Source organism: Stenotrophomonas sp. STEN013 (genome assembly GCF_056760355.1).
Genome location: NZ_JBRREO010000002.1, coordinates 574,454 through 597,603 on the forward strand (window position 1 = coordinate 574,454; position 23,150 = coordinate 597,603).

General features: G+C 63.9%; 19 protein-coding genes, 5 tRNA genes and 1 pseudogene. 23 read left to right on the top strand and 2 right to left on the bottom strand.

Annotated features, from left to right (window positions below; all coding sequences use genetic code 11):
- Positions 1–4: 4 nt before the first annotated feature.
- The 18 genes and pseudogenes from rbfA to ACVOMH_RS06955 all read left to right on the top strand — a co-directional run bounded on the left by rbfA (position 5) and on the right by ACVOMH_RS06955 (position 16,403).
- On the top strand, positions 5–382 hold the full coding sequence (gene rbfA / locus ACVOMH_RS06870; protein ID WP_054656960.1) for a 30S ribosome-binding factor RbfA: 378 nt from the start codon (positions 5–7) through the stop codon (positions 380–382).
- Between the two features lie 131 nt (positions 383–513).
- Positions 514–1,425 carry a tRNA pseudouridine(55) synthase TruB gene (gene truB, locus ACVOMH_RS06875; protein ID WP_481551460.1) on the top strand — a complete coding sequence of 304 codons (912 nt, stop codon included), beginning with the start codon at positions 514–516 and terminating at the stop codon, positions 1,423–1,425.
- A gap of 173 nt (positions 1,426–1,598) precedes the next feature.
- Positions 1,599–1,859: a 30S ribosomal protein S15 gene (gene rpsO, locus ACVOMH_RS06880; protein WP_054656964.1), complete on the top strand. Its 261-nt coding sequence runs from the start codon at positions 1,599–1,601 to the stop codon at positions 1,857–1,859.
- 148 nt (positions 1,860–2,007) lie between these two features.
- The gene (pnp, locus tag ACVOMH_RS06885) at positions 2,008–4,122 is read left to right on the top strand and encodes a polyribonucleotide nucleotidyltransferase (RefSeq protein WP_481551461.1); all 2,115 of its coding nucleotides are present in this window, start codon (positions 2,008–2,010) and stop codon (positions 4,120–4,122) included.
- A gap of 158 nt (positions 4,123–4,280) precedes the next feature.
- Positions 4,281–6,811, top strand: a pseudogene (locus ACVOMH_RS06890) (DNA internalization-related competence protein ComEC/Rec2).
- Complete coding sequence (locus ACVOMH_RS06895; RefSeq protein ID WP_054659409.1) at positions 6,705–7,370, top strand: MotA/TolQ/ExbB proton channel family protein; 666 nt, start codon at positions 6,705–6,707, stop codon at positions 7,368–7,370. Before ACVOMH_RS06890 ends, ACVOMH_RS06895 begins: the two are co-directional and overlap by 107 nt.
- 3 nt (positions 7,371–7,373) lie before the next feature.
- Positions 7,374–7,796 carry an ExbD/TolR family protein gene (locus tag ACVOMH_RS06900; RefSeq protein WP_054659411.1) on the top strand — a complete coding sequence of 141 codons (423 nt, stop codon included), beginning with the start codon at positions 7,374–7,376 and terminating at the stop codon, positions 7,794–7,796.
- On the top strand, positions 7,793–9,538 hold the full coding sequence (gene msbA, locus ACVOMH_RS06905) for a lipid A export permease/ATP-binding protein MsbA (RefSeq protein WP_481551462.1): 1,746 nt from the start codon (positions 7,793–7,795) through the stop codon (positions 9,536–9,538). The genes ACVOMH_RS06900 and msbA overlap by 4 nt, the downstream gene beginning before the upstream one ends.
- Positions 9,538–10,560 carry a tetraacyldisaccharide 4'-kinase gene (lpxK, locus tag ACVOMH_RS06910; RefSeq protein ID WP_481551463.1) on the top strand — a complete coding sequence of 341 codons (1,023 nt, stop codon included), beginning with the start codon at positions 9,538–9,540 and terminating at the stop codon, positions 10,558–10,560. Before msbA ends, lpxK begins: the two co-directional genes overlap by 1 nt.
- A gap of 102 nt (positions 10,561–10,662) precedes the next feature.
- Positions 10,663–11,427 (top strand): 3-deoxy-manno-octulosonate cytidylyltransferase, encoded by a 765-nt coding sequence (gene kdsB / locus ACVOMH_RS06915; RefSeq protein ID WP_481523573.1) that lies wholly within the window; start codon positions 10,663–10,665, stop codon positions 11,425–11,427.
- Entirely contained in the window at positions 11,424–11,909 is a 486-nt protein-coding gene (locus tag ACVOMH_RS06920; RefSeq protein WP_481551464.1) for a low molecular weight protein-tyrosine-phosphatase, read from the top strand. The genes kdsB and ACVOMH_RS06920 overlap by 4 nt, the downstream gene beginning before the upstream one ends.
- The gene (locus ACVOMH_RS06925; RefSeq protein WP_481551465.1) at positions 11,906–13,321 is read left to right on the top strand and encodes a hypothetical protein; all 1,416 of its coding nucleotides are present in this window, start codon (positions 11,906–11,908) and stop codon (positions 13,319–13,321) included. The genes ACVOMH_RS06920 and ACVOMH_RS06925 overlap by 4 nt, the downstream gene beginning before the upstream one ends.
- A complete protein-coding gene (uvrC, locus tag ACVOMH_RS06930) occupies positions 13,318–15,165 on the top strand; it encodes an excinuclease ABC subunit UvrC (RefSeq protein ID WP_054658884.1) in 1,848 nt (615 codons plus the stop codon). Before ACVOMH_RS06925 ends, uvrC begins: the two co-directional genes overlap by 4 nt.
- A 7-nt stretch (positions 15,166–15,172) precedes the next feature.
- Positions 15,173–15,787 carry a CDP-diacylglycerol--glycerol-3-phosphate 3-phosphatidyltransferase gene (gene pgsA / locus ACVOMH_RS06935; protein ID WP_054658885.1) on the top strand — a complete coding sequence of 205 codons (615 nt, stop codon included), beginning with the start codon at positions 15,173–15,175 and terminating at the stop codon, positions 15,785–15,787.
- Positions 15,788–15,835: 48 nt separating this feature from the next.
- Positions 15,836–15,911: transfer RNA gene (locus ACVOMH_RS06940), tRNA-Gly, on the top strand.
- 27 nt (positions 15,912–15,938) lie between these two features.
- A tRNA-Gly gene (locus ACVOMH_RS06945) sits at positions 15,939–16,014 on the top strand.
- Positions 16,015–16,185: 171 nt separating this feature from the next.
- Positions 16,186–16,261 (top strand) — tRNA-Gly (locus ACVOMH_RS06950).
- A 68-nt stretch (positions 16,262–16,329) separates the two neighbouring features.
- Positions 16,330–16,403: transfer RNA gene (locus ACVOMH_RS06955), tRNA-Cys, on the top strand.
- A gap of 94 nt (positions 16,404–16,497) precedes the next feature.
- Here the strand turns inward: ACVOMH_RS06955 and ACVOMH_RS06960 are convergent.
- Positions 16,498–17,565, bottom strand: coding sequence for a 4Fe-4S dicluster domain-containing protein (locus ACVOMH_RS06960; RefSeq protein WP_481551466.1), 1,068 nt, complete (start codon positions 17,563–17,565; stop codon positions 16,498–16,500).
- Complete coding sequence (locus ACVOMH_RS06965; protein WP_481551467.1) at positions 17,562–17,849, bottom strand: hypothetical protein; 288 nt, start codon at positions 17,847–17,849, stop codon at positions 17,562–17,564. The genes ACVOMH_RS06960 and ACVOMH_RS06965 overlap by 4 nt, the downstream gene beginning before the upstream one ends.
- Before the next feature lie 174 nt (positions 17,850–18,023).
- On the opposite strand from ACVOMH_RS06965, the gene ACVOMH_RS06970 reads away from it, so the two are divergent.
- The 5 genes from ACVOMH_RS06970 (at position 18,024) to ACVOMH_RS06990 (ending at position 23,100) form a co-directional block, all read left to right on the top strand.
- On the top strand, positions 18,024–18,407 hold the full coding sequence (locus ACVOMH_RS06970; protein ID WP_481523452.1) for a group III truncated hemoglobin: 384 nt from the start codon (positions 18,024–18,026) through the stop codon (positions 18,405–18,407).
- Positions 18,408–18,544: 137 nt separating this feature from the next.
- A complete protein-coding gene (gene hemN, locus ACVOMH_RS06975; RefSeq protein WP_481551468.1) occupies positions 18,545–19,954 on the top strand; it encodes an oxygen-independent coproporphyrinogen III oxidase in 1,410 nt (469 codons plus the stop codon).
- A gap of 93 nt (positions 19,955–20,047) precedes the next feature.
- Positions 20,048–20,134: transfer RNA gene (locus ACVOMH_RS06980), tRNA-Leu, on the top strand.
- Between the two features lie 22 nt (positions 20,135–20,156).
- Complete coding sequence (locus ACVOMH_RS06985; RefSeq protein WP_481551469.1) at positions 20,157–21,446, top strand: nucleotide sugar dehydrogenase; 1,290 nt, start codon at positions 20,157–20,159, stop codon at positions 21,444–21,446.
- A gap of 31 nt (positions 21,447–21,477) precedes the next feature.
- On the top strand, positions 21,478–23,100 hold the full coding sequence (locus ACVOMH_RS06990) for an FMN-binding glutamate synthase family protein (protein ID WP_054658929.1): 1,623 nt from the start codon (positions 21,478–21,480) through the stop codon (positions 23,098–23,100).
- The last annotated feature ends 50 nt before the right edge of the window (positions 23,101–23,150 follow it).

Consider the following 23,150-nt stretch of genomic DNA (forward strand, 5'->3'; position numbering starts at 1 on the left):
CAACGTGCCGAAGACTTTCCATCGTACCGACCGTGTTTCCGCTCAGATCCGCCGTGATCTGGGCACTCTGGTGCATGCCGCCGTGCGTGAGCACGGCCTGCCCTCGGTCAGCGTTTCGGACGTGGAGGTCACGCGTGATATGGCCCATGCCAAGGTGTTCGTGACGGCCTTGATGCCGGAGCGCTCGCTGGAGGCGGTCAAGGGGCTGCGGGAGCTGGCTGGCGAGTTGCGTACCGGCCTGGCCCGGGCGATGAAGCTGCGGCATGTGCCGGAGCTGCATTTCCACTACGACGATTCGGTGGATCGCGGCGAGCGAATCGACAATCTTCTGCGTGATCTTCCCGATACGTTGGCGGCGCAGAACAAGTCCGACGAAGAGTGATGCCGAGACAGCCCGCGAGGGCTGTTCTGGTATTGGGCTTCCCGCGGGCGTGCGTTGACCGCCTTGCGGTTTGATATTCCCTGTGTCGCGGTGGGCCAGGCCTGCCGCGCAGATACAAGAGTGGGTGTTACATGCGTCCTCGAATCCAATTCCGTCGGCTGGATGGCATCGTCCTGCTCGATAAGCCCGCCGGTATGAGCTCCAATACGGCATTGCAGGTGGCGCGGCGGCTGTTCCGGGCGGAGAAAGGCGGCCATACCGGCAGTCTGGATCCTCTGGCGACCGGACTGTTGCCCCTGTGCTTTGGTGAGGCGACCAAAATCGCCGGATTGTTGTTGGGCTCGGCCAAGGCCTATGACGCCGATATCGTGCTGGGCGTGACTACAGATACGGACGATTCCGATGGTGCGGAGCTGCTGCGTCGCCCGGTGCCGGTCATCGCGGAAGCGACGCTGGCGGCGGCGCTGGCGTCGCTTACCGGGCATATCAGCCAGCGTGCACCCATCTATTCGGCGCTCAAGCAGGGCGGTGAGCCGCTCTACGCCAAGGCCAGACGTGGTGAAGTCATCGAAGCGCCAGAGCGCGAGGTGCATGTGCAGGCCATCGAGGTGCTGTCGCACGACGGCGCGCGACTGTCGCTGCGGGTGACCTGCGGCTCGGGCACCTACATCCGGGCGCTGGCGCGTGATCTGGGCGAGCTGCTCGGATGCGGTGCACATATCACCGGGTTGCGCCGGTTGTGGGTGGAGCCGTTTCTGGCGCCCCGCATGATCGGGCTGGATGAGTTGCGGGTGGTAGCCGAGCGGGGAGATGAGGCTGCGCTGATGGACTGGCTGCTGCCCATCGAGGCCGGGTTGAGCCATTTTCCGCGCGTCGAGATCGAGGCTGAACAGGCGCGGCGCTTCCGGATGGGGCAGCGTCAGCGCAATGCCGGCTGGCCCGAAGGACTGGTTGCGGTATTCGAGCAAAATGCGGGCGCCGTCGGCCTGGGGCAGGTGACAGACGGTGGGCTTCTGTCGCCTCAGCGCCTGTTCAACCTCTGAGCGCATCCCTGCACTCCGGCTCTGCGCCTTGTGACGGGGGGCCGGGATCGTTACAATTTCGCGGTCCCCTTGTGGGGCACCGTCTGCCGTCGGCAGGCGGCATTCCTGAAACGGCGAGCTGGGCGGTGCGTCATTGGACGTTCCTGCCGGCCACGCATCAATGAGAAAAAACAATGTCGATCGACACCCAGAAGGTTATTGAAGAAAACAAGCGCGGCGCTGCCGACACCGGTTCGCCGGAAGTCCAGGTCGCCCTGCTGACCGCCCGCATCGAGCTGCTGACCGGTCACTTCAAGACCCACAAGAAGGATCACCACAGCCGTCGCGGCCTGCTGCAGATGGTCAATCGCCGCCGCAGCCTGCTCGACTACCTGAAGAAGAAGGATGTCGAACGTTACAAGGCTCTGATCGAAAAGCTCGGTCTGCGCCGCTAAGAGATTTCCGGCCGCGGCGCAGCGATGCGCCGCGGTTTTGCTTTTAGAGTTTCAACCGCAGTAGATAGGCCGGAACCGCCCGGCAAACCATGGCTGGCAAGGGTCGGCAATGGTCCATCTGAAGAATGCATCATCCAAGGACACCCCCGTGGCAAAAATCACCAAAACCTTCCAGTACGGCAAGCACACCGTCACGCTTGAAACCGGCGAAATCGCCCGTCAGGCCGGCGGCGCCGTCATCGTCAAGATGGACGACACCGTGCTGCTGGTCACTGCCGTGGCCGCCAAAAGCGCACGTGAAGGCCAGGACTTCTTCCCGCTGACCGTCGATTACCAGGAAAAGTTCTACGCCGGCGGCCGTATCCCCGGGGGGTTCTTCAAGCGTGAAGGCCGTGCGACCGAGAAGGAGACGCTGATCTCGCGTCTGATCGATCGCCCGATCCGTCCGCTGTTCCCGGAAGACTACCGGAACGAAGTGCAGATCATCGCCACGGTGATGTCGCTGAACCCGGAAGTCGACGGTGATATCGCTGCGCTGATCGGCGCCTCGGCCGCCCTGTCGCTGGCCGGTACGCCGTTCAAGGGCCCGATCGGTGCCGCCAAGGTGGGTTACAAGGATGGCGAATACATCCTCAATCCGACCGTTTCGGAGCTGAAGGAGTCGCAGCTGGAGCTGGTCGTCGCCGGTACCGCCAACGCCGTGCTGATGGTGGAATCCGAAGCCGCACTGCTGTCTGAAGACGTGATGCTGGGCGCCGTGACCTTCGGTCATCGCGAGATGCAGAAGGTCATCAACGCCATCAACGAGCTGACCGTTGAAGCCGGCACCAAGCCGTGCGACTGGGTCGCTCCGGCCAAGAACACCGCGCTGATCAGCGCGCTGCAGGAAGCTGTCGGCACCAAGCTGGCGGAAGCGTTCCAGGTGCGTGACAAGCTGCAGCGCCGCGACGCCATCGCCGCCATCAAGAAGGATGTGACCGAAGCCCTGGCTGGCCGCGTCGCCGCGGAAGGCTGGAGCCTGGCCGAGCTGTCGAAGGAATTCGGCGAGCTGGAATACAGCACCATGCGCAACTCGGTGCTGGACACCAAGGTCCGCATCGATGGCCGTGCGCTGGATACCGTCCGCCCGATCGCCGTGAAGACCAGCGTGCTGCCGCGCACCCACGGCTCGGCCCTGTTCACCCGCGGCGAAACCCAGGCCATCGTGACCATCACGCTGGGCACCGCACGCGACGGCCAGATCATTGACGCCGTTGCCGGTGAGTACAAGGAAAACTTCCTGTTCCACTACAACTTCCCGCCCTACTCGGTCGGTGAGTGCGGTCGTTTCGGTGCGCCGAAGCGTCGTGAAATCGGCCACGGCCGTCTGGCCAAGCGCGGTGTGCTGGCTGTGATGCCGTCGCTGGAAGCTTTCCCGTACACCATCCGCGTGGTGTCGGAAATCACCGAATCCAACGGCTCCTCGTCGATGGCATCGGTCTGCGGTTCCTCGCTGGCCCTGATGGACGCCGGCGTGCCGGTCAAGTCGCCGGTGGCCGGTATCGCCATGGGTCTGGTCAAGGAAGGCGAGCGTTTCGTCGTGCTGTCCGACATCCTGGGTGATGAAGATCACCTGGGCGACATGGACTTCAAGGTTGCCGGTACCGCCGAGGGCATCTCCGCCCTGCAGATGGATATCAAGATCGAAGGCATCACCGAAGAGATCATGAAGCAGGCCCTGCAGCAGGCCAAGGCTGGCCGTCTGCACATCCTGGGCGAAATGGCCCATGGCCTGACCACCCCGCGTGCCGAGCTGTCGGACTACGCGCCGCGTCTGCTGACCATCAAGATCCACCCGGACAAGATCCGCGAAGTGATCGGCAAGGGTGGTTCCACCATCCAGGCCATCACCAAGGAAACCGGCACCCAGATCGACATCCAGGACGATGGCACCATCACCATCGCTTCGGTGAACAACGCCGCTGCCCAGGCCGCCAAGGCCCGCATCGAGCAGATCACCTCGGACGTCGAGCCGGGCCGCATCTACGAAGGCAAGGTCGCCAAGATCATGGACTTCGGTGCGTTCGTCACCATCCTGCCGGGCAAGGACGGTCTGGTCCACGTGTCGCAGATCTCCAGCGACCGCGTCGAGAAGGTTGGCGACGTGCTGAAGGAAGGCGATGTGGTCAAGGTCAAGGTGCTGGAAGTCGACAAGCAGGGCCGTATCCGCCTGTCGATGAAGGCCGTGGAAGAGGGTGAAGGCGAAACCGCCTCGGCCGAATAAGCCGCAGCGCGATTGCTGATCCAGGAAAAGCGGGCTTCGGCCCGCTTTTCTTTTGCCTGCGGCTTCGCGTTTTCCCTACGGTCACGACTCCGTTTGCCTGATATCGGGCTGGCGTTGTGGGCCTCAGCATCCGTCTGGTCATAGCGGGGGTGCTGCTGATGAAGTCCGAACCGGTATCGCTGAAATCCCGGGTGCGTTCTGTCCTGGCAAGTGGCGATGCACCCGCGCCGTTTGGCAAGTCGGTGGCGGTGCTGTTCGTCACCGGCATCTGCGCGGCACTGTGGGCGCCGGCATTGCCGCCGTTTTCCTTGCGGGTGCTGCTGCTGGCCAGCGGGCTGGCAAGCTGGCTGCTGGGAGGAAGGTTGCGATGGATCGGGGCCTTGCTTGCGGGTGCCGGCTGGGCCGCGTTGCACGCCGGGTGGGCGTTGACAGGACAATTGCCCGCCGCGCGGGAAGGACAGGTGGCGCAGCTGGTGGGGACCGTCGAGGGGCTGCCCGATGTCGAGGCGCGGCGCACCCGCTTTCTATTGCGGGTGGATGGCGACCCGGGGCAGCCGGTGCCGCTGCGTGGTCGCTTGCTGCAGCTGGCTTGGTATGACGATTTCGACGCCACGGCGGTCGGCCCGCGTCGTGAGCTGCATGCCGGCTCCCGCTGGCGCTTTTCCGCGAAACTCCGGGCGCCGCGCGGGCTACAGAATCCGGGCGGTTTCGATGCCGAGCGGCATGCACTGGCGCAGCGGATCGCTGCGACCGGGATAGTCGGGGAAGCGGGTGGGCAGGCCCTGGGCATGCCCCGTGGCCTGGATGCATGGCGCGAGCGTATGGCGCAGCGGATCGACGTCGCCGTCAGTTCGCGTTCTTCGCGCTATGTGCGGGCATTGGCACTGGGGGATACGCGGGGGCTGGATGATGCGGACTGGCAGGTGTTGCGTGCGACCGGGTTGACCCATCTGATCGCGATCTCCGGTTTCCACGTGGGCATGGTGGCGGGATGCATGGCGTGGTTGACATGCCTGCTCTGGTGGTGCATGCCGGGGCTGGCGCGCCATATCCCCCGGCCGCAGGCCGCGGCCCTGGCGGCGTTGGGTGGCGCGTTCGGCTATGCGGCGATCGCCGGTTTCTCGCTGCCGACCGTACGCACCGTGCTGATGATCGCCGTGGTGGTCGCAGCACGTGTATGGCGCCGCCCGGCCGGCCTGGGCAGCTGTCTTGCGCTGGCGGCCCTTGCCGTTTCCCTGTGGGATCCGCTGTCGATCCTGGCGGCCGGGTTCTGGCTGAGTTTTGCCGGCGTGGCATGGCTGATCTGGTGTCTGCCGGAGCGAACGCACTGGTTCCGTGGATTCTTGTCGGCGCAATGGGTGGCGACGGTCGGCCTGCTGCCGTTGACGGTGACGCTGTTCGGGCAGGCATCGGTGATCGGGCCGATGGCCAATCTGCTGGCGATTCCCTGGTGGACGCTGGTGGTGGTGCCGTTGGCGCTACTGGGAACCGCAGTGGAAGCCGTGCTGCCCGGCGTCGGCGGATGGCTGTGGCGGGCTTCCGGTGCATGCTTTGATCTGAGTTGGCCATTGTTCGGCTGGCTTGCCAAAAGCCGGTTCGCGCTCTGGTGGCTGCCGGAGACCGGATGGGGGGCGCTGCTGCTGGCGGTGGCGGGAGCGCTGTGGATGCTGCTTCCGAGGGGTGTGCCGGGGAAGTGGGCGGCGTGTGTGCTGTGGCTGCCGCTGCTTTGGCCTTCCCGCGGATTGCCGGCTGCCGGCGAGGTCCAGCTGCAGGTGCTGGACGTTGGGCAGGGGCTGTCGGTGCTGGTGCGGACCGCCACGCATCAGCTGCTGTACGACGCCGGGCCGGCTGTCCGGGATGGTTTCGATGCCGGGGAGCGGGTTGTGGTGCCCGCGCTGCGCGCGCAGGGGATCGGACAGCTGGATGCCATCGTGATCAGCCATGGCGATGCCGATCATGCCGGCGGTGCCGACGCGGTTCGCGCCGGAGTGCCGGCGGCACGCTGGCAGGCGCCGCCGGGCCTGAGCCTGGCGGCGGCCACTCCCTGCGTGGCCGGGCAGCGCTGGCGGTGGGATGGCGTGGAATTCCAGTTCCTGCATCCCACACCGGGGTTTCCTTATCTGGGGAACGAGTCCAGCTGTGTGCTGCGTGTGGCATCACCCCATGGCACGGCACTGCTGACCGGGGATATCGGCGAGGTGATCGAGCAGGGGCTGGTGAAGCGCAGCCGGGCGCTGCTGAAGGCCGATGTCGTGGTGGCCCCGCACCATGGCAGTGGCGGATCCTCGCGCCCGGATTTTGTCGCCGCCATCCGGCCCCGGCTGGTGGTGGTCTCTACCGGGCATGGCAACCGCTTTGGCCATCCGCGCGCGGACGTTGTCCGGCGCTGGCAGCACGCCGGGGCCGAAGTGCTGAATACCGCAACCAGTGGCGCGGTCAGCGTCTGGCTGGGTGGTCAGAATCTGCAGGTGCGTGAACGCCGGATCTGGCGCTCGCATGTATGGGATGCAGCGGAGCGGGCCCGGGCGGCTGCTATCCTATCGCCGATCGAACAGATGGCCGCAGTGCCAGAGGGTTGAAACGTGTGGGAACTGGTCAAGGCGGGCGGCTGGCCGATGGTGCCGCTGCTGTTGTTGGGCGTACTGGCTTTGGCGATTGTCCTGGAGCGTTTCTGGACACTGCGGCGTAACGAAGTGCTGCCGCCGGGGTTGGGGCAGGAAGTCCGCAACTGGGCCGCACGGGGCAAGCTCGATGCCTCGCATATCGAATCCCTGCGTGCCAATTCTCCCCTGGGGGCGTTGCTGGCGGCGGCATTGGAAGCGCGCAACCGGCCGCGCGACCAGATCCGCGAGCGCATCGAAGACACCGGTCGCCATCTGGTTCACCGCATGGGCCGTTTCCTCAATGCGCTGGGCACCATCGCTTCGGCGGGCCCGTTGCTGGGCTTGCTGGGTACCGTGGTCGGCATGATCCAGATGTTCCTGGGGATACTGGACCATGGTGTGGGCGATGTGAATCAGCTGGCTGGCGGTATCGGCAAGGCGCTGGTGTGCACGGCCACGGGCATGATGGTGGCGATTCCGGCGTTGATGTTCCATCGCTATTTCCGCGGGGTCATCGACGGCTATGTGATCGAAATGGAGCAGGAAGCCGGTGCCCTGCTGGATTCGCTCGATGGCCGTCCGGCGGTGCTGGCGGCCAACAAGGCCACCGGTGTCCAGCGTCCGGCTGCGATGGAAAAGGCCTGAGCCGTGCGTATCCGTGACAACCGCTTGCAGGATGAGCCGCAGATCGATCTGGTTCCGCTGATCGATGTGATTCTGGTGCTGATCATCTTCTTCGTGGTCACCACCACGTTCGATGCGCGCTCCACCTTGCAGCTGCAGTTGCCCACTGCCAGCGACCAGAACAACCCCGAGCCGCCCCGCTCACTGAGCGTGCTGGTCAATGCCGATGGCCGTTATTTCATCAATGACCAGGAAGTGCTGCGCACCGACATCGAGTCGTTGAAGCAGACCATCGGTCAACTGGCCGGTGCTGATCGCGAGCAGACGGTGCTGCTGCGCGCCGACGCCCGCACACCTTATCAAGCTGTGGTCACCGCGCAGGACGCACTGGGCCAGTTGGGCTTCCGCCGCATCGCCATCGCCACTGCACCGGAAGCCAGGCAATGAGCGTACTGGCCAGCCCATGGCAGACCTACAAGCGCCTGCTCGGCTTTGCCAGGCCCTACCGGGTGCTGCTGCTCATGGCCTTGGCGGGCATGCTGATCGAAGCGGCCGCCGGCATGGGCTTTCTGGCGTTGATGAGCCCGATCACCGACAACCTGGTGAATCCGGAGGACATCAATCCATGGATGCCGTTGGCGATCATCGGCCTGTTTCTGCTGCGGGGTGTGGCCGGTTACCTGACCGACATCGGCATGGGCAAGGCCGCGCGCAGCATTGCGCGGGACCTGCGGGTGCGGGTGCTGGGCAAGTATCTGCGGCTTCCCGGCCAGCGCTTTGATGCCGAGCCGGTTCCATCGATGCTGGTGCGATTGGGCTCGGACAGTGACCAGGTCGCGCAGGCCGCCATTGACGCGATGAAGGTGGTATTGCAGCAGTCGCTGCAGGCACTGGGTTCGCTGGCGATGATGTTCTATTACAGCTGGCAGGTGACGCTGGCCATCTTCGTGCTGGCCCCGCCGCTGGCATGGGTGATGAACAAGGTGGCCAAGCGCTACCGCCGTATCAGCCACCGGATCCAGGAAAGCAGCGCCGAACTGTTGCAAGCGGCCGACCAGACCTTGTCCAGTCAGCAGGAAGTGAAGATCTACGGTGCCCAGCCCCGTGAGATGGCGCGTTATTCCGGTCTTGCCAACACCAATCTGCGACTGGCGATGAAGGTGGAGGCGACGCGCAGTATTTCTTCGGGAATGGTGCAGCTGATCGGTGCCATCGGTCTGGCCGCGCTGCTGTTTATCGCCGGTCACGAAGCCGCGGCAGGGCGGCTGACCGTGGGAGATTTTGTCGCCTTGATGATGGCGATGCTGACCATCATTCCAGCGCTCAAGCAGTTGACCAATGTGCAGAATATGACCCAGCGTGGCATTGCTTCCGCACAGCGTCTTTTCACGGTGCTGGATGCGGCCGACGAGACGGACACCGGGAGCGTGCCTTTGACGCGTGCACGGGGAGAGCTGGAATTCCGGCATGTCAGCGCCCGTTACGAAGGCCAGGCCAAGCCCGCCCTGGAAGACATCAGCTTCATCGCCAGGCCCGGCACGGTGACGGCCATTGTCGGCCGTTCCGGCAGCGGCAAGTCGACGCTGATCAAGTTGATTCCACGTTTCTACGAGATCGAAAGTGGGCAGATCCTGCTCGACGGGCATCCGCTGCAGGACTACAGGTTGGCCGACCTGCGTCGTCAGATCGCACTGGTCGGACAGCATGTGACGCTGTTCAACGGCAGCGTCGCCGAGAATGTGGCGTATGGCGAGCTGGCCTCCAGTAGTGATGAACAGCTGGAACGGGCCATTGCCGGTGCCAATGCGCGGGAGTTCGTCGAACAGATGCCGATGGGTGTGGATGAGCAGGTTGGGGCCAAGGGCGGCAAGCTTTCCGGCGGCCAGCGCCAGCGTCTGGCCATCGCCCGTGCGATGCTCAAGGACGCGCCGATCCTGATCCTGGATGAAGCCACCGCCGCGCTGGACAACGAGTCCGAGCGTCTGGTGCAGGATGCGCTGCAGAAACTGATGCCTGATCGCACCACGCTGGTCATCGCGCATCGCCTTTCGACCATCGAACACGCCGACCAGGTGCTGGTGATGGACCAGGGGCGCATTGTGGAGCGGGGTACCCACGCCGAACTGATGGCGCACGGCGGCCTGTATGAGCACCTGCACCGTATGCAGTTCCGGGAGAGCCAGGGCTGATGGCACGGCAAGGTCCACAGACACCGGCGTACTGGTACGACGGTGGCCAGGTGCCGGCGGTCGCGAAAGTGCTGGCGCCGCTGTATGGCGCCGTTTCCGGCCTGCGTCGCTGGTTGTATCGCCGGGGGGTTCTGCGCAGCCGGCAGGTGCCGGTACCGGTGATCGTGGTGGGGAACATCACCGCCGGCGGTACGGGCAAGACGCCATTGACCATCGAACTGGTCACGCGCCTGCGCGAAGCCGGCTGGAAACCGGGTGTCGCCAGTCGCGGCTATGGCCGTGATGAGGCCGATACGGCGCGATGGGTCACCCCGGAGATGCAGCCGGGCCTGGCGGGCGATGAACCCCTGCTCATCGCATGGAAAACCGGGGTGCCGGTACGCGTGGACAAGGATCGCGTCGCCGCCGCCAGGGCCCTGCTGGGCGCCGGGTGCGACGTGGTCGTCTGCGATGACGGATTGCAGCATTATCGTCTGGCGCGCGATATCGAGATCGAAGTGGTTGATGCGCAGCGTCGTTACGGCAACGGCCGCCTGTTGCCGGCCGGTCCGTTGCGTGAGCCTGTGGCACGCGCCGCTGCCTGCGATTTCCGCGTGGTCAATCTGGGGCAGGCCAGCGATTCGGCAGGTGGTGCGCCGGCATCGGGCTTTGGCGAATGGGCCATGCGTCTTCGAATCGATTCGGCGCGGCCACTCAAGGGCGGGCGTGTGCGCAGCTTGCACAGTTTTGCTGGACAGCGCGTGCATGCCGTGGCGGGAATCGCGCATCCACAGCGCTTCTTCCAGATGCTGCGCGCCCGGGGCATCGGCGTGGTGCCGCATGCGTTCGCCGACCATCACCGCTATCGGCCCGAAGACCTTTCATTCGGCAGCGAGTTGCCGGTACTGATGACCGAGAAGGACGCGGTGAAGTGCCAGGCGTTCGCCAATGACTGGCATTTTGTAGTGCCGTTGCAGGCCGAGCTGCCTGCCGCCTTCTGGGTGGCCTTGCTAGACCGGCTGGTCAAACTGGCGCGTGGTTGAAAGACTGGATCATTTGACGCCTTCCACTTCCCAGATCCGGGAGCGGATGGACAGGGCGGAATACAGGCAGCTGTTGCCGGTCAAGGAGTGAATATGGGCTCGATTCCCGATTTCGTTGTCGCCATACCGGCGCGTTTTGCCTCCACGCGCCTGCCCGGCAAGCCGCTGGCGCTGCTGGCCGGCGAGCCGATGGTGTTGCATGTCGCCAAACGTGCGCTGGATGCCGGTGCGCGCGAGGTGTGGGTCGCCACGGATGATGCGCGTATCGCCACCGCGCTCGACGGGCTGGAAGGGATCCGTGTGGCGATGACGGATACCGCGCATGCTTCCGGAACGGACCGCCTGGCCGAATGCGCGCGCCATGCCGGCTGGGACGACGATGTGATCGTGGTGAATCTGCAGGGGGATGAGCCGTTCGCGCCCGCCGCCGGCATCCGTGCAGTTGCCGAGGCAGTGGCGCAAAGTGGCGCCCCCATGTCCACCCTGGCTGCGCCGGTGGAAGATGCTCCCACCTTGTTCGATCCCAATGTGGTGAAGCTGGTCCGCACCGCCGACGGTGACGCCCTGTATTTCAGCCGGGCGCCGATCCCGTGGCATCGCGATGCCTTTGCGCAGTCAAAGGACGTTCTGCCTGCCGGGCAATGGCTCCGCCATATCGGTATCTACGGCTATCGCGCGGGTTTCCTGCGCCAGTTCGCGGCGATGCCGCCGGGCGTGCTGGAGCAGGTCGAATCACTGGAGCAACTGCGTGCACTTGAAGCCGGGTTCCGTATTTCGGTCTCGTTGTCGCCGGCACCGTTTCCGCCGGGTATCGATACCCCCGAAGATCTGGAGAGGGCCGAGGCGATGATGAGGGCAGGCGGGTGAGGCTGCTGGTGGTTTGCCTGGGAAATATCTGCCGTTCACCGATGGGCGAGGGCGCCCTGCGGCGGCGGATCGCCCAATCCCCGTTGGCCGGGAGGGTCGAGCTGGATTCGGCCGGAACCTCCGATTGGCACATCGGCCGCGCACCCGATCCGCGTGCGGTTGCCTGCGCCCGCGGACATGGCGTGGATATCGGCGGATTGAAGGCCCGACAGCTGCTGCGCGAGGATTTCGATCGCTTTGACCTGATCCTGTGCGCCGATCAGAGCAACCTGGAAGATGCGCGGGCGCTGGTGCCCGCCGGTGCGGCGCACAAAGCGGTGCTGTGGCTGCCGTGGGCCGGAATGTCCGGGGAAGCCGTGCCAGACCCCTATTACGGCGATGGGCGGGATTTCGAGCACAGCTGGGCGCTGGTGGACGCGGCGGCGCAGGCGACAGTGCGCCGCCTGTCAGCGGCAGCCGACTCCGGCATAATCGGCCCATGAACGTTCAGCTTGCTATGGAGCTTCCCAAGTCCGGCATCTGGCTCAATGCCGCGCCGTCGACCTTGCAGGACTATCGTGGAAGGCCGCTGGTACTGGCCTTCGTCAATGGTGCCTCGGTGTGGTGTGCGCAACGGCTGGCCGAGATCGCGCAGTGGCAGGCACGCAACCCCGGGCGTATCCAGCTGCTGGTGGTGCAGGTGCCGCGCTTTGATTTCGAGCGCGAACCGCAGCCGGCTTTGAAGCTGTTGCGGCGCCATGGTGTCAGTGCGCCGGTCATCCTGGATGCGCAGTGGGAGACCTGGCGCAGGTTCGGTATCGAAAGCTGGCCCACGCTGGTGCTGATTGATGCGCAGGGGCAGGAGCGCGAGCGCATCGTCGGCGGTGGGGCTGATCTGGAGCGCATGCTGAATGGTCTGTGCGATGGGTTGATGCGTCCGTTGGACGGGGATACCAGCGACGGGCGCGAGATCAATGCCGAGCCGATGCTGCCGCTGCGCTTTCCGGCGGGGCTGCTGGCAACGGAGGATCGGCTGTACGTGGCAGACACCGGCCATCACCGCATCCTCGAGTGTGCCCACAGCGGACGTGTGCTGCGCCAGTTCGGCGTTGGTACCGCTGACATGATCAATGGCGCAGCTGCCGAGGCCGCGTTCAACCGTCCGCATGGCATGGCGCTGGTGCGTGACGTGCTCTACGTCGCCGACACCGGCAATCATGCGCTGCGCCGTATCCACCTGCTTTCCGGGCAGGTAGAAACCCTGTGTGGCACCGGGCGTGCCGGCGATCCGGTGGAAGGCATCCTCGCCCAGCCCTGGGACAGTCCACTGAACCATCCGATGGATGTGGCCGTTGCAGACAACCAGTTGCATATCGCCATGGCCGGTGACAACCACATCTGGAGTTATGACCTCGGCAGTCGTGCGCTTCGCTGGCGGGCCGGTGCCGGTTCTGCGGAAGTCCGTGATGGCAGCGGCCATCTGGCCGCATTCGCGCAGCCATGCGGACTGGTAGCCGTGCAGCAGGTCATGTACGTCTGTGACGCGTTGGGCTCGGCGATCCGCTCGGTACAGTTGCGTGGCGATCTGGTGCAAACCTTGATCGGCAAAGGCGTCTGGGAGTTTGGCAGCGAGGATGGCGTTCGCGCGCAGGCACAGCTGCAGTATCCCCAGGGCTTGGCGATGGGGGCTGATTCCCCGCTGCTGTGGATTGCCGATGCCGGCAACGGCACCCTGCGGACTCTGCGGTTGGGCGGGGGTGTTCTTTCCACGGTCAACCTTCCCCGACGATTGCATGGCCCGTGCGCGCTGGCGGTCGCCGCCGGCGTGGTCTGGATTGCTGAAACCGATGCGCACGCGATTTTGCGATTTGACCCGGTCAGCGGCGAATTGAGTGACGTGCCGATAGACGGATGAGTGGCAAGAGCTCCAGTGAATTTGACGGCAAGGCCTTCGCGGCGGGATTGAGTACGGCGCCCGGGGTTTACCGCATGTATGCGGCCGACGATACCTTGCTGTATGTCGGCAAGGCCGGTGCGTTGCGCAAGCGGGTGGGCAGCTATTTCAACGGTTCGCCCAAAAGCCGGCGGATCATGATGATGCTGTCACAGGTGGCGCGGATGGATGTCACCGTCACGCGTACCGAGGCGGAGGCGTTGCTGCTCGAGAACCAGCTGATCAAGTCGCTGGCGCCGCGCTACAACGTGTCCCTGCGCGATGACAAGACCTATCCCCAGGTGCTGCTCACGCGGGAAGCCTGGCCGCGTATCGCGCTACACCGCGGGCCGCGCGCGGTTCCGGGCAGGTACTTCGGCCCCTATCCGGGCGTAGGCGCGGTGCGTGAAACCTTGAATCTGATGCACAAGCTGTTCCGCTTGCGCAGCTGCGAGGACAGCGTCTTCCGCAACCGTTCGCGTCCGTGCCTGCAGTATCAGATCGGACGCTGCAGTGCGCCGTGTGTGGAGCTGGTGGCGCCGCAGGAATATGCCGAATCCGTTCACCGGGCCGCGCTTTTCCTGGAAGGAAAGAGCGACCTGCTCGCGCAGGAACTTGGCCAGCAGATGCAGGAAGCCAGTGATGCCCTGGAGTTCGAGCGTGCCGCGCGTCTGCGCGATCTGATCACCTCCCTGCGCAGTATGCAGAATCGCCAGTACGTCGATGGACGGGCCGCGGATCTGGATGTGCTGGCTTGTGCCATGCAGGGGGCCAGTGCATGCGTGATGCTGCTGTCCTTCCGCGATGGCCGCAATCTGGGGACACGTGCATTTTTTCCGCGGACCAATGGCGAAGACAGTGCTGAAGAAGTGCTGGCGGCATTTGTTTCGCAGTACTACGGTGAGCATGCGCCGCCAGCGGAGATTCTCCTGGATCGCGAGATCCCGGATGTGGACGTGATCGAGCTTGCCCTGAGCGAGGCTGCCGAGCACAAGGTCGCGTTGAAGTGGAATGTGCGCGGTGAGCGCGCCGGTTACGTTGAACTGGCCAGTCGCAACGCGCAGATCACACTGGTGAGCGAGCTCGACAGTCGTGGCGCGCAGCAGGCGCGCAGCGACGCATTGCGTGACCTGCTTGGCCTGGCCGAGCCGGTCAAGCGCGTGGAATGTTTCGACATCAGTCACACCATGGGCGAGGCGACCGTCGCCTCCTGCGTGGTGTTCGATGCGGCAGGGCCGGTCCGGGCGCAGTACCGGCGTTTCAATATCAGCGGGATCGAGCCGGGCGACGACTACGCAGCCATGCATCAGGCCATCGAGCGTAGATTCCGTCGCGCGGTCGAGGAGGGAGGGGCGCTGCCGGATATCCTGTTGATCGACGGTGGCGCCGGACAGCTTGCGCAAGCCGCTGCTGCCTTGGCTGATCTCGGAGTTGAAGGGGTGATGCTGGTGGGTGTCGCCAAGGGCGTTGAACGCCGCGCGGGCGACGAGACGCTGGTGTTGCCCGACGGGCGTGAGCTCCGTCCCGGGGCGGCTTCACCCGCGCTCCAATTCATCCAGCAGGTTCGTGACGAAGCGCACCGGTTTGCGATCACCGGACACCGCGGTCGCAGGCAGAAGGCGCGTATGACCAGCAAACTGGAAGATATTCCGGGCATTGGTCCTCGCCGCAGAGCCAGCTTGCTGAAACATTTTGGTGGCCTGGCCGGGCTCAAGGCTGCCGGCGAGGCGGAGATCGCGCGCGTGGACGGCATCAACGCGGCCCTCGCGGCGCGGATCTACGCTAACCTTCATGGACTGTCGATTCCGGATGCGGCAGCGGAGTAGCGTTTTAATGAATTTGACTGTCCCCACCTGGCTGACGTTGCTGCGGATCCTGATGATCCCGGTGCTGGTGCTGGTTTTCTACCTGCCCTATGCCTGGACCAACTTCGCCTCCGCAGCGATTTTCGGTCTGGCGGCGATCACCGACTGGCTTGATGGCTGGGTGGCGCGCCGCTACCAGATGCATTCGGCCTTTGGTGCCTTTCTGGATCCGGTTGCAGACAAGCTGATGGTGGCAGTGGCGCTGTTCCTGATTGTGCAGGGACATCCCACCCCATGGATGGCGTTCTGGGCGGCGGTGATCGTCGGGCGTGAGATCGCAGTGTCGGCGCTGCGCGAATGGATGGCTGAGATCGGCCAGCGCGCCAAGGTGCGTGTGGCGATGATCGGCAAGGTCAAAACCACCGCGCAGATGGTCGCGCTGCTGTGTCTGTTGTATTCGGTTTCACCCAATACTCCAGCCGCTGACATCTGGATGGGAGTGCCGGTTTTCCATATGGGCGACTGGATGCTGGCGATCGCCGCACTGCTGACCTTGATCTCCGGTGCGCAATATCTGATGGCGGCGTGGCCGAGCCTGCGCGAAGAGGAAAAAGCCGCGCGCCAGAAGATCAAAAAAAGTTGAAGGGGCTGTTGACAGGTGGGTGAATGCCTGTAGAATTTCGCCTCCCAAGCGGGAATAGCTCAGTTGGTAGAGCGCAACCTTGCCAAGGTTGAGGTCGCGAGTTCGAGTCTCGTTTCCCGCTCCAGTTTGGGTGTGAATTGGATCCCGCCAAGCGGGAATAGCTCAGTTGGTAGAGCGCAACCTTGCCAAGGTTGAGGTCGCGAGTTCGAGTCTCGTTTCCCGCTCCAGTTCATGGTGAAGCCGCTGCTGTAAAGGTGGTTTCATACGGGAAATCCACGCCGGCAACGACATGGGTTTTTCATGAGGCACGTTGAAAACACGTCCCTCGAGATGTGAAGAAATTTGTTAAAAGTGCTGGCGCATTGCTTCGGAAGACTGTAGAATGCGCTGCATCAAATGCGGGAATAGCTCAGTTGGTAGAGCGCAACCTTGCCAAGGTTGAGGTCGCGAGTTCGAGTCTCGTTTCCCGCTCCAAATTCGGAAAAGGCCCCGTAAAAGGGGTTTTTTCATATCGGGAATGGATCCCCGGCGTTTCAGATTTTGGCCTGGTAGCAGAGTGGTTATGCAGCGGATTGCAAATCCGCGTACGCCGGTTCGATTCCGACCCAGGCCTCCAATTGAAAAAATGCAAAATTTTGGCCCGCGCAAGCGGGCCTTTTGTTTTGCATGATTTTTGAAGCGGGTTTGTAGTTCCTGGCGTGAAGCCTGCCTCAAGTCAAGGTGCTGGCGGTGAGGACTGCCGCCGCGAGGCAGATCAGCATTGCGCCGGCAAAAACCAGCGGCTTGATGCGCAATGATTTTTTTTCATCTGTCTGGCCCGCTGCGATATAGGTCCGGCGTATCAGGCCTGCGGGGAATCGGTGCCGGGCCATGCTGCTGTCGCAGGCATCGACGCAGGCAGCGCATTCAATGCAGTTGCTGGAGTGTCCGGTCCGGATATCCAGACCGATCGGACAGACGCCGACGCACGCACCGCAGTCGATGCAATCCCCCAGGTGCGCCGGAGCGAACTTGGGCAGGGCACCGGCGATTTCCGGATGGGCGGCGCGAAAGGCGTAGTCACGCGCAGTCTCGGGATCCAACAGGCCTCTGGGGCGATTCAGGACGCTTTCACTGTGGCCACTGCGCGTACCGCGGGGCTCGCCGCGTGCGGCGTCGTATTGGATGGATGGCGTGCGGCTGTCGGTGATCAGGTGTTGCACGCGGTTGTAGGGGCATAGATACGTGCATACCTGCTCATGCAGGTACAGCACATTGGCCCAGGTGGCCAGCGCATAGAAGCTGATCCAGAAAATCTCCCAGCCGTTGAGGGAGAAGCCCGCCAGGTTGCGAGCCAGATTCGCGATCGGCGTGAAGTAGCCGACGAAGGTGACGCCGGTCCACAGTGCGATGCCTGCCCAGCTGGCGTGGCGGATCGCCACTCCCAATGAGGTATAGGGGGCGGGCAGTGTTGTCCGTCGGGTCAAGTTGCGGAACAGGCGGGTCAGCACGCTTTGCGGGCAGGCATAGCCACACCAGATGCGGCCATACAGGTTTGTCACCAGGAAAAGTGCGGCGATCAGTGCCAAGGCGATCCAAAGCAGCAGGACGGATTGCTCTGGTTGCATGGACAGGCCGAAGGCATGGAACTGGCGAGTGCCGATATCAAGCAGAAATCCCGGCTTGCCGTTCCAGGTCAGCCAAGGTATCGCGTAGAAGGCGCCGAGCATGATCGCCATCGCGGCGGCCCGGGTGCCGCTGCGGCTGGTCAAAGGCAAGGCCGGACCGGCGCCTGTCATTCAAAGATCTCCGGGTCTTCGCGGGAGGGGCGCAGTAGCAAGGCGGTGACGCTGCAGGCGCACAGCGTGCCCAGCCAGAACGCGAAGAAGCCCAGCGAATAGCCCAGTTCGCGACTGATGGAGAGCGCGGGAAAGCTGATCCGCTGCAGTTCAACCGGATCCACGCGTGCGAACAGTACCGCCGACATTGCTGCGGCGGTGAAGAAGCTGGGCCACAGTACGGCGCCGAGCAGTTGGAGCAGCGGTCGTGGTTCGGTCGGTGCGGGCTTGTCGGGAGCGGTCATCGCGGAGTCCAAGTGGGCCGTATTGAGAGAGCACGACGCCGGGTTGCACGCATGGCAATGCCTGAATGCACGCGGGGCGCCAATGTGCAAGGCTAGGTGGCGCCCGTCGTGTGGTCCTTGATCCTGATCAAGTGGATACCATCGGAGGGCGGTTGTAGGGAAAGGAGAACGGCGGTGAGGCCTGAAGTGAATGTGTGCACCGAACAGGAGGTGGAAGCGCTGGTGCGGCGCTTCTATGCACGCGTGCGCGAAGACGAGCTGCTTGGCCCGATTTTCGAGGCGCGGGTACATGACTGGGAGTCGCACCTGCTGTTGCTGATCGATTTCTGGTCGACGATGTTGCGCGGCACATCCCGCTTCAGCGGGGCGCCGATGCCCAAGCATCTGGCGATACCGGGGCTGCAGTGGTCGATGTTCCAGCGTTGGCTGGAGCTGTTCGGGCAGACCACCGCGGAGCTTGGCAACCCGCAGATGAAGCAGCTGGCAGATGCCGCGGCGCAACGGGTTGCCACTGCTATTTGGCGCCGCTACAGCGCACCGGCCTTCCCGGTTCTTTGAATTCAGGCGTACATGACACATCCGGACGGCGGTTGACCGCACCACTGGCTGAATGGATGGGCGCGCCTTTTTGACGCGGGCGGGCACGATTGATCCAGCTCAAGGCAGCGATGGCGGGACTGGGGCACGCTGGCTCCATGGACATGCAACCTGTACCGCTGAACCCGCTGGGCTGGACGTTTGATCCGGAGCTGCTGCGCCGCCATGACCGCCCGGGGCCGCGCTATACCTCGTATCCCACCGCGCCACATTTCCATGACGGTTACGGCGAGGCGCAGTTCCGCGCGGCGATTGCGCGTAGCAATGCGTCCGGGCGGCAGTTGTCGCTGTATGTGCATGTTCCTTACTGCACCAGCCCCTGCTTCTACTGCGGCTGCAACCGGGTCATCAGCCGTGACCGGAGCAAGGGGGAGGCGTATGTCGAGCGGGTGCTGCTGGAAGCCGATCGCGTCGCGCCATTGTTCGCGCCTGGGCGCGATGTCATCCAGCTGCACCTGGGCGGCGGCACGCCCAATTTCCTGGAGCCTGCGCAGCTGGAGCGGCTGATCGACGGATTGGGACAGCGCTTTGACTTCAGTACCCGCGCCGCGCGGGATTTCTCCATCGAGCTGGACCCGCGCTCGGTCAGTGTCGACGACATCGGGCGTCTGGTCCGGTTGGGTTTCAACCGCGCCAGTCTTGGCGTGCAGGACTTCGATCCGGCGGTGCAGCAGGCGATCAATCGCGAACAGGGTGTGGCCGAGACATTGGCGATCATCGATGCCTGTCGCGCATCGGGCATGCGCTCGGTGAATGTGGATCTGATCTACGGCTTGCCGCGACAGACTCTGGAGGGCTTCGGCCGCACGCTGGACACCGTGCTGCAGGCAAGGCCGGACCGGCTGGCGATCTACGGCTACGCGCATCTGCCGCACATGTTCAAGGCTCAACGGCAGATCGCCGATGGCGACCTGCCGGGGCCCGAGCAGAAGCTGGCCTTGCTGGGACTTGCAGTGGAGCGGCTGTCGGCGGCGGGTTACCAGTACATCGGAATGGATCACTTCGCATTGCCCGAAGAAGATCTTTCACGGGCGCAGCGCGAAGGTTCGCTGCATCGCAACTTCATGGGTTATACCACCCATGCCGACACCGATCTGATTGGATTGGGCGTCAGCGCGATCAGTCGCATCGATACCGGCTACAGCCAGAATCCCCGGGAATTGAAAGACTGGGAGGCGCGTATCGATGCCGGGGCGCTGCCTGTATGGCGTGGCCTGGAGCTCGATCAGGACGATCTGCTGCGGGCGGAGCTGATCCAGCAGCTGATGTGTCATGGCCGGGTGGACGGGCGCCGTGTCGCCGCATCCCACGGCATCGATTTCGACCGCGAATTTGCCGCGGAGATCGAATCACTGCGGCAACTGGTCGATGACGGATTGGCCCATATCGAGGACGGTGTGGTTTCCGCGACCCGGCCGGGAAGGCCGTTGCTGCGGCTGATCGCCATGTGCTTTGACCGCTATTTGAAAGCTCCGCAGCAGCCGGCCCGGTACTCCAGAGCGATCTGACCGCAGCCGGCGTGCGCTCTGTGGTCCGGAAACGGGCAGGCCGGCACGCCATGCAATTCACAATTGCCGCGTGATCAGGCACGCTATCGCGGTGCCCGGATGGCGAAATTGGTAGACGCATCGGACTTAAAATCCGCCGGCCGCGAGGCCATGCCGGTTCGATTCCGGCTCCGGGCACCACTACCTGACAATCGAGAATGGCATGAGCGACGGTATAACCGCAGCGGCGGCCCCCCGGGTCGCCATCATCGGGCTGGGTTATGTGGGTCTTCCTCTGGCCGTTGAGTTCGGGAAGACGCTCGACACGCTGGGCTACGACATCGACCTGCAGCGCGTCCAGGAGCTTCAGGCCGGGCACGACCACACGCTTGAGACCGACGATGCGGAACTGGCAGCGGCGCTGCATGTGCGCTTTACCGGCGATACCGCAGGGCTGCGCGACCGCAACGTCTTCATCGTCACGGTGCCCACGCCTATCGACGCCTTTGAGCAGCCGGATCTGGCGCCGTTACGCTCGGCCAGCGAGCTCATCGCCGCTCATCTGAAGCCGGGCGATCTGGTGATCTACGAATCCACGGTCTATCCCGGTACCACCGAAGAGGTGTGCGTGCCGTTGCTTGAGCAGGGCTCGGGACTGCGCTTCAACGTGGATTTTTTTTGCGGCTACAGCCCCGAGCGGATCAATCCGGGCGACCGGCAACGGCGTTTGCCGGATATCCGGAAGATCACGTCAGGCTCCACGCCGCACGCGGCGCAGGTGGTCGATGCGCTGTATCGCCGCATCATCCGTGCGGGGACCTGGCCGGCACCTTCGATGAAGGTCGCAGAAGCGGCCAAGGTGATCGAGAACATCCAGCGCGATGTGAACATCGCCCTGGTCAACGAGCTGGCCCTGATCTTCGACCGGTTGGGCATCGATACGCTTGATGTGCTCGAGGCGGCGGGAACCAAGTGGAACTTCCTGCCGTTCCGACCGGGGATGGTCGGGGGGCACTGCATCGGCGTGGATCCGTACTACCTGCTGCACAAGTCCGAGAGCGTGGGTTACCACCCGGATCTGATCCATACCGCGCGACAGGTGAACAACCGTGTCGTCGCGCATGTGGTCACTCGGGTGCGCACGTTGCTGGAGCAGAAAGAAAAATCACTGCAGGGCGCCAGGGTGCTGGTGCTCGGTGTCACCTTCAAGGAGGACTGCCCGGATCTGCGCAACAGCCGTGCGCTGGACCTGGTGCAGATGCTGTCTGCCGCGGGCGCACTGGTGCATGCGCACGATCCATGGGCCGATGCGGCCAGCGCACAACGTGCTGCAGAGGTGGTGCTGATCGAATCCCCGCAGCCGGGAAACTACGATGCGATCGTGCTGGCGGTGGCGCACCGTCAGTTTCGTGAGTACAGCGCGGAAAAAATCCGTGCGCTGGGTGTACAGGACATGATCGTCTACGACATCAAATCCGCCTGGCCGCGGGACGTTGTCGACGACCGGCTGTAGAATCCGCGCCATCTCTGATCCGAGGACGGTAATGCATCGTTATCTTGTCTATGTGCTGGCATTGATTCTGCTGCCAGTTTCTTTGGCATTGGCTTCGCATTGGCCAGCGTGGTACTGGGGCGTGGGCTTGTTCGGTGTGGCCGCGCTGCTGGGTACCTGGGACGTGTTGCAACGTCGAAGCGTGTTGCGACGCAACTATCCGGTGCTGGCGCATTTCCGTTATGGCTTCGAGTCCATCGGCCCGGAAATTCGCCAGTACTTCGTGCAGAGCGATCTTGATGATGTTCCGTTCTCGCGGCAGCAGCGCCAGTTGATCTATGCGCGTTCGCGCAACGAAATGGACGTGGTGCCATTTGGCACCCTGCGCAGCGCCTATGCGGTGGACTACGAATGGATCAACCATTCCATGGCGCCGACCACCATCCCGCATCACGATTTCCGCGTGACCATCGGTGCCGAGTGCGCAAAGCCCTATTCGGCCAGCGTGTTCAACATCTCGGCCATGAGCTTTGGCTCGCTCTCGGCCAATGCCATCCGCGCGTTGAACAAGGGCGCCAAGCTGGGCGGCTTCTGCCATGACACCGGTGAAGGCTCCATCTCGCCCTATCACCGTGAGAATGGCGGTGACCTGGTCTGGGAAATCGGTTCGGGCTACTTCGGCTGCCGCGACGAGAACGGGCGCTTCAGCGAAGAGCGCTTTGTCGAGAACGCGCGCGACGATCAGGTCAAGATGATCGAAATCAAGCTCTCGCAGGGCGCCAAGCCAGGCCACGGTGGCGTGCTGCCAGCGGCCAAGGTCAGTGCGGAGATTTCCCTCACCCGCGGCGTGCCGATGGGCGTGGATTGCGTCTCGCCGTCCAAGCACTCGGCGTTCTCCACGCCGGTGGAGCTGCTGCAGTTCGTTGCGCGTCTGCGTGAGTTGTCCGGTGGCAAACCGGTCGGCTTCAAGCTGGCGATCGGCCATCCCTGGGAATGGTTCGGTATCGCCAAGGCGATGCACGAAACCGGTTTGCTGCCCGACTACATCGTCGTTGATGGTGCTGAAGGCGGTACCGGCGCCTCGCCTGCGGAATTCATCGATCACGTTGGCGTGCCGATGAATGAAGCGCTGATCCTGGTACACAACACGCTGATCGGTCTGAATCTGCGCGAGCGCATCCGCCTGGGTGCGGCGGGCAAGGTGACCAGTGCATTTGATATCGCACGCACCATCGCGCTGGGCGCGGACTGGTGCAATGCCGGCCGTGGCTTCATGTTTGCGTTGGGCTGCATCCAGGCGCTGAGCTGCCACAACGACAAGTGCCCGACCGGGATCGCTACCCAGGACCCGAGTCGCTGGCGTCACCTGGAGCCGGAAGACAAGGGCCAGCGTGTGCGCAACTACCACGCCAATACGATGCGCGCGTTGCGTGACCTGTTGGGCGCTGCCGGCCTGAACGATCCTTCCGAACTGGGACCGGAACATATCCTGCGGCGTGTTTCGCCGGTGGAGATCCGTTCGCTGGCTTCGCTGTATCGTTATCTGGGACCGGGCGAGCTGCTTGACCGGGTGCCCGAGCACGTCGTGTTCCGCGAGTACTGGGCGGATGCGCGCAGCGATTCGTTCGCACCGCCGGCACGCATTTCGGGGCTGCGCGGCAGCAAGCTGCAGTGATCTGCGCCGGTGTGGAGACGGTCGCACCGGCATCGCAAATGAAAACACCG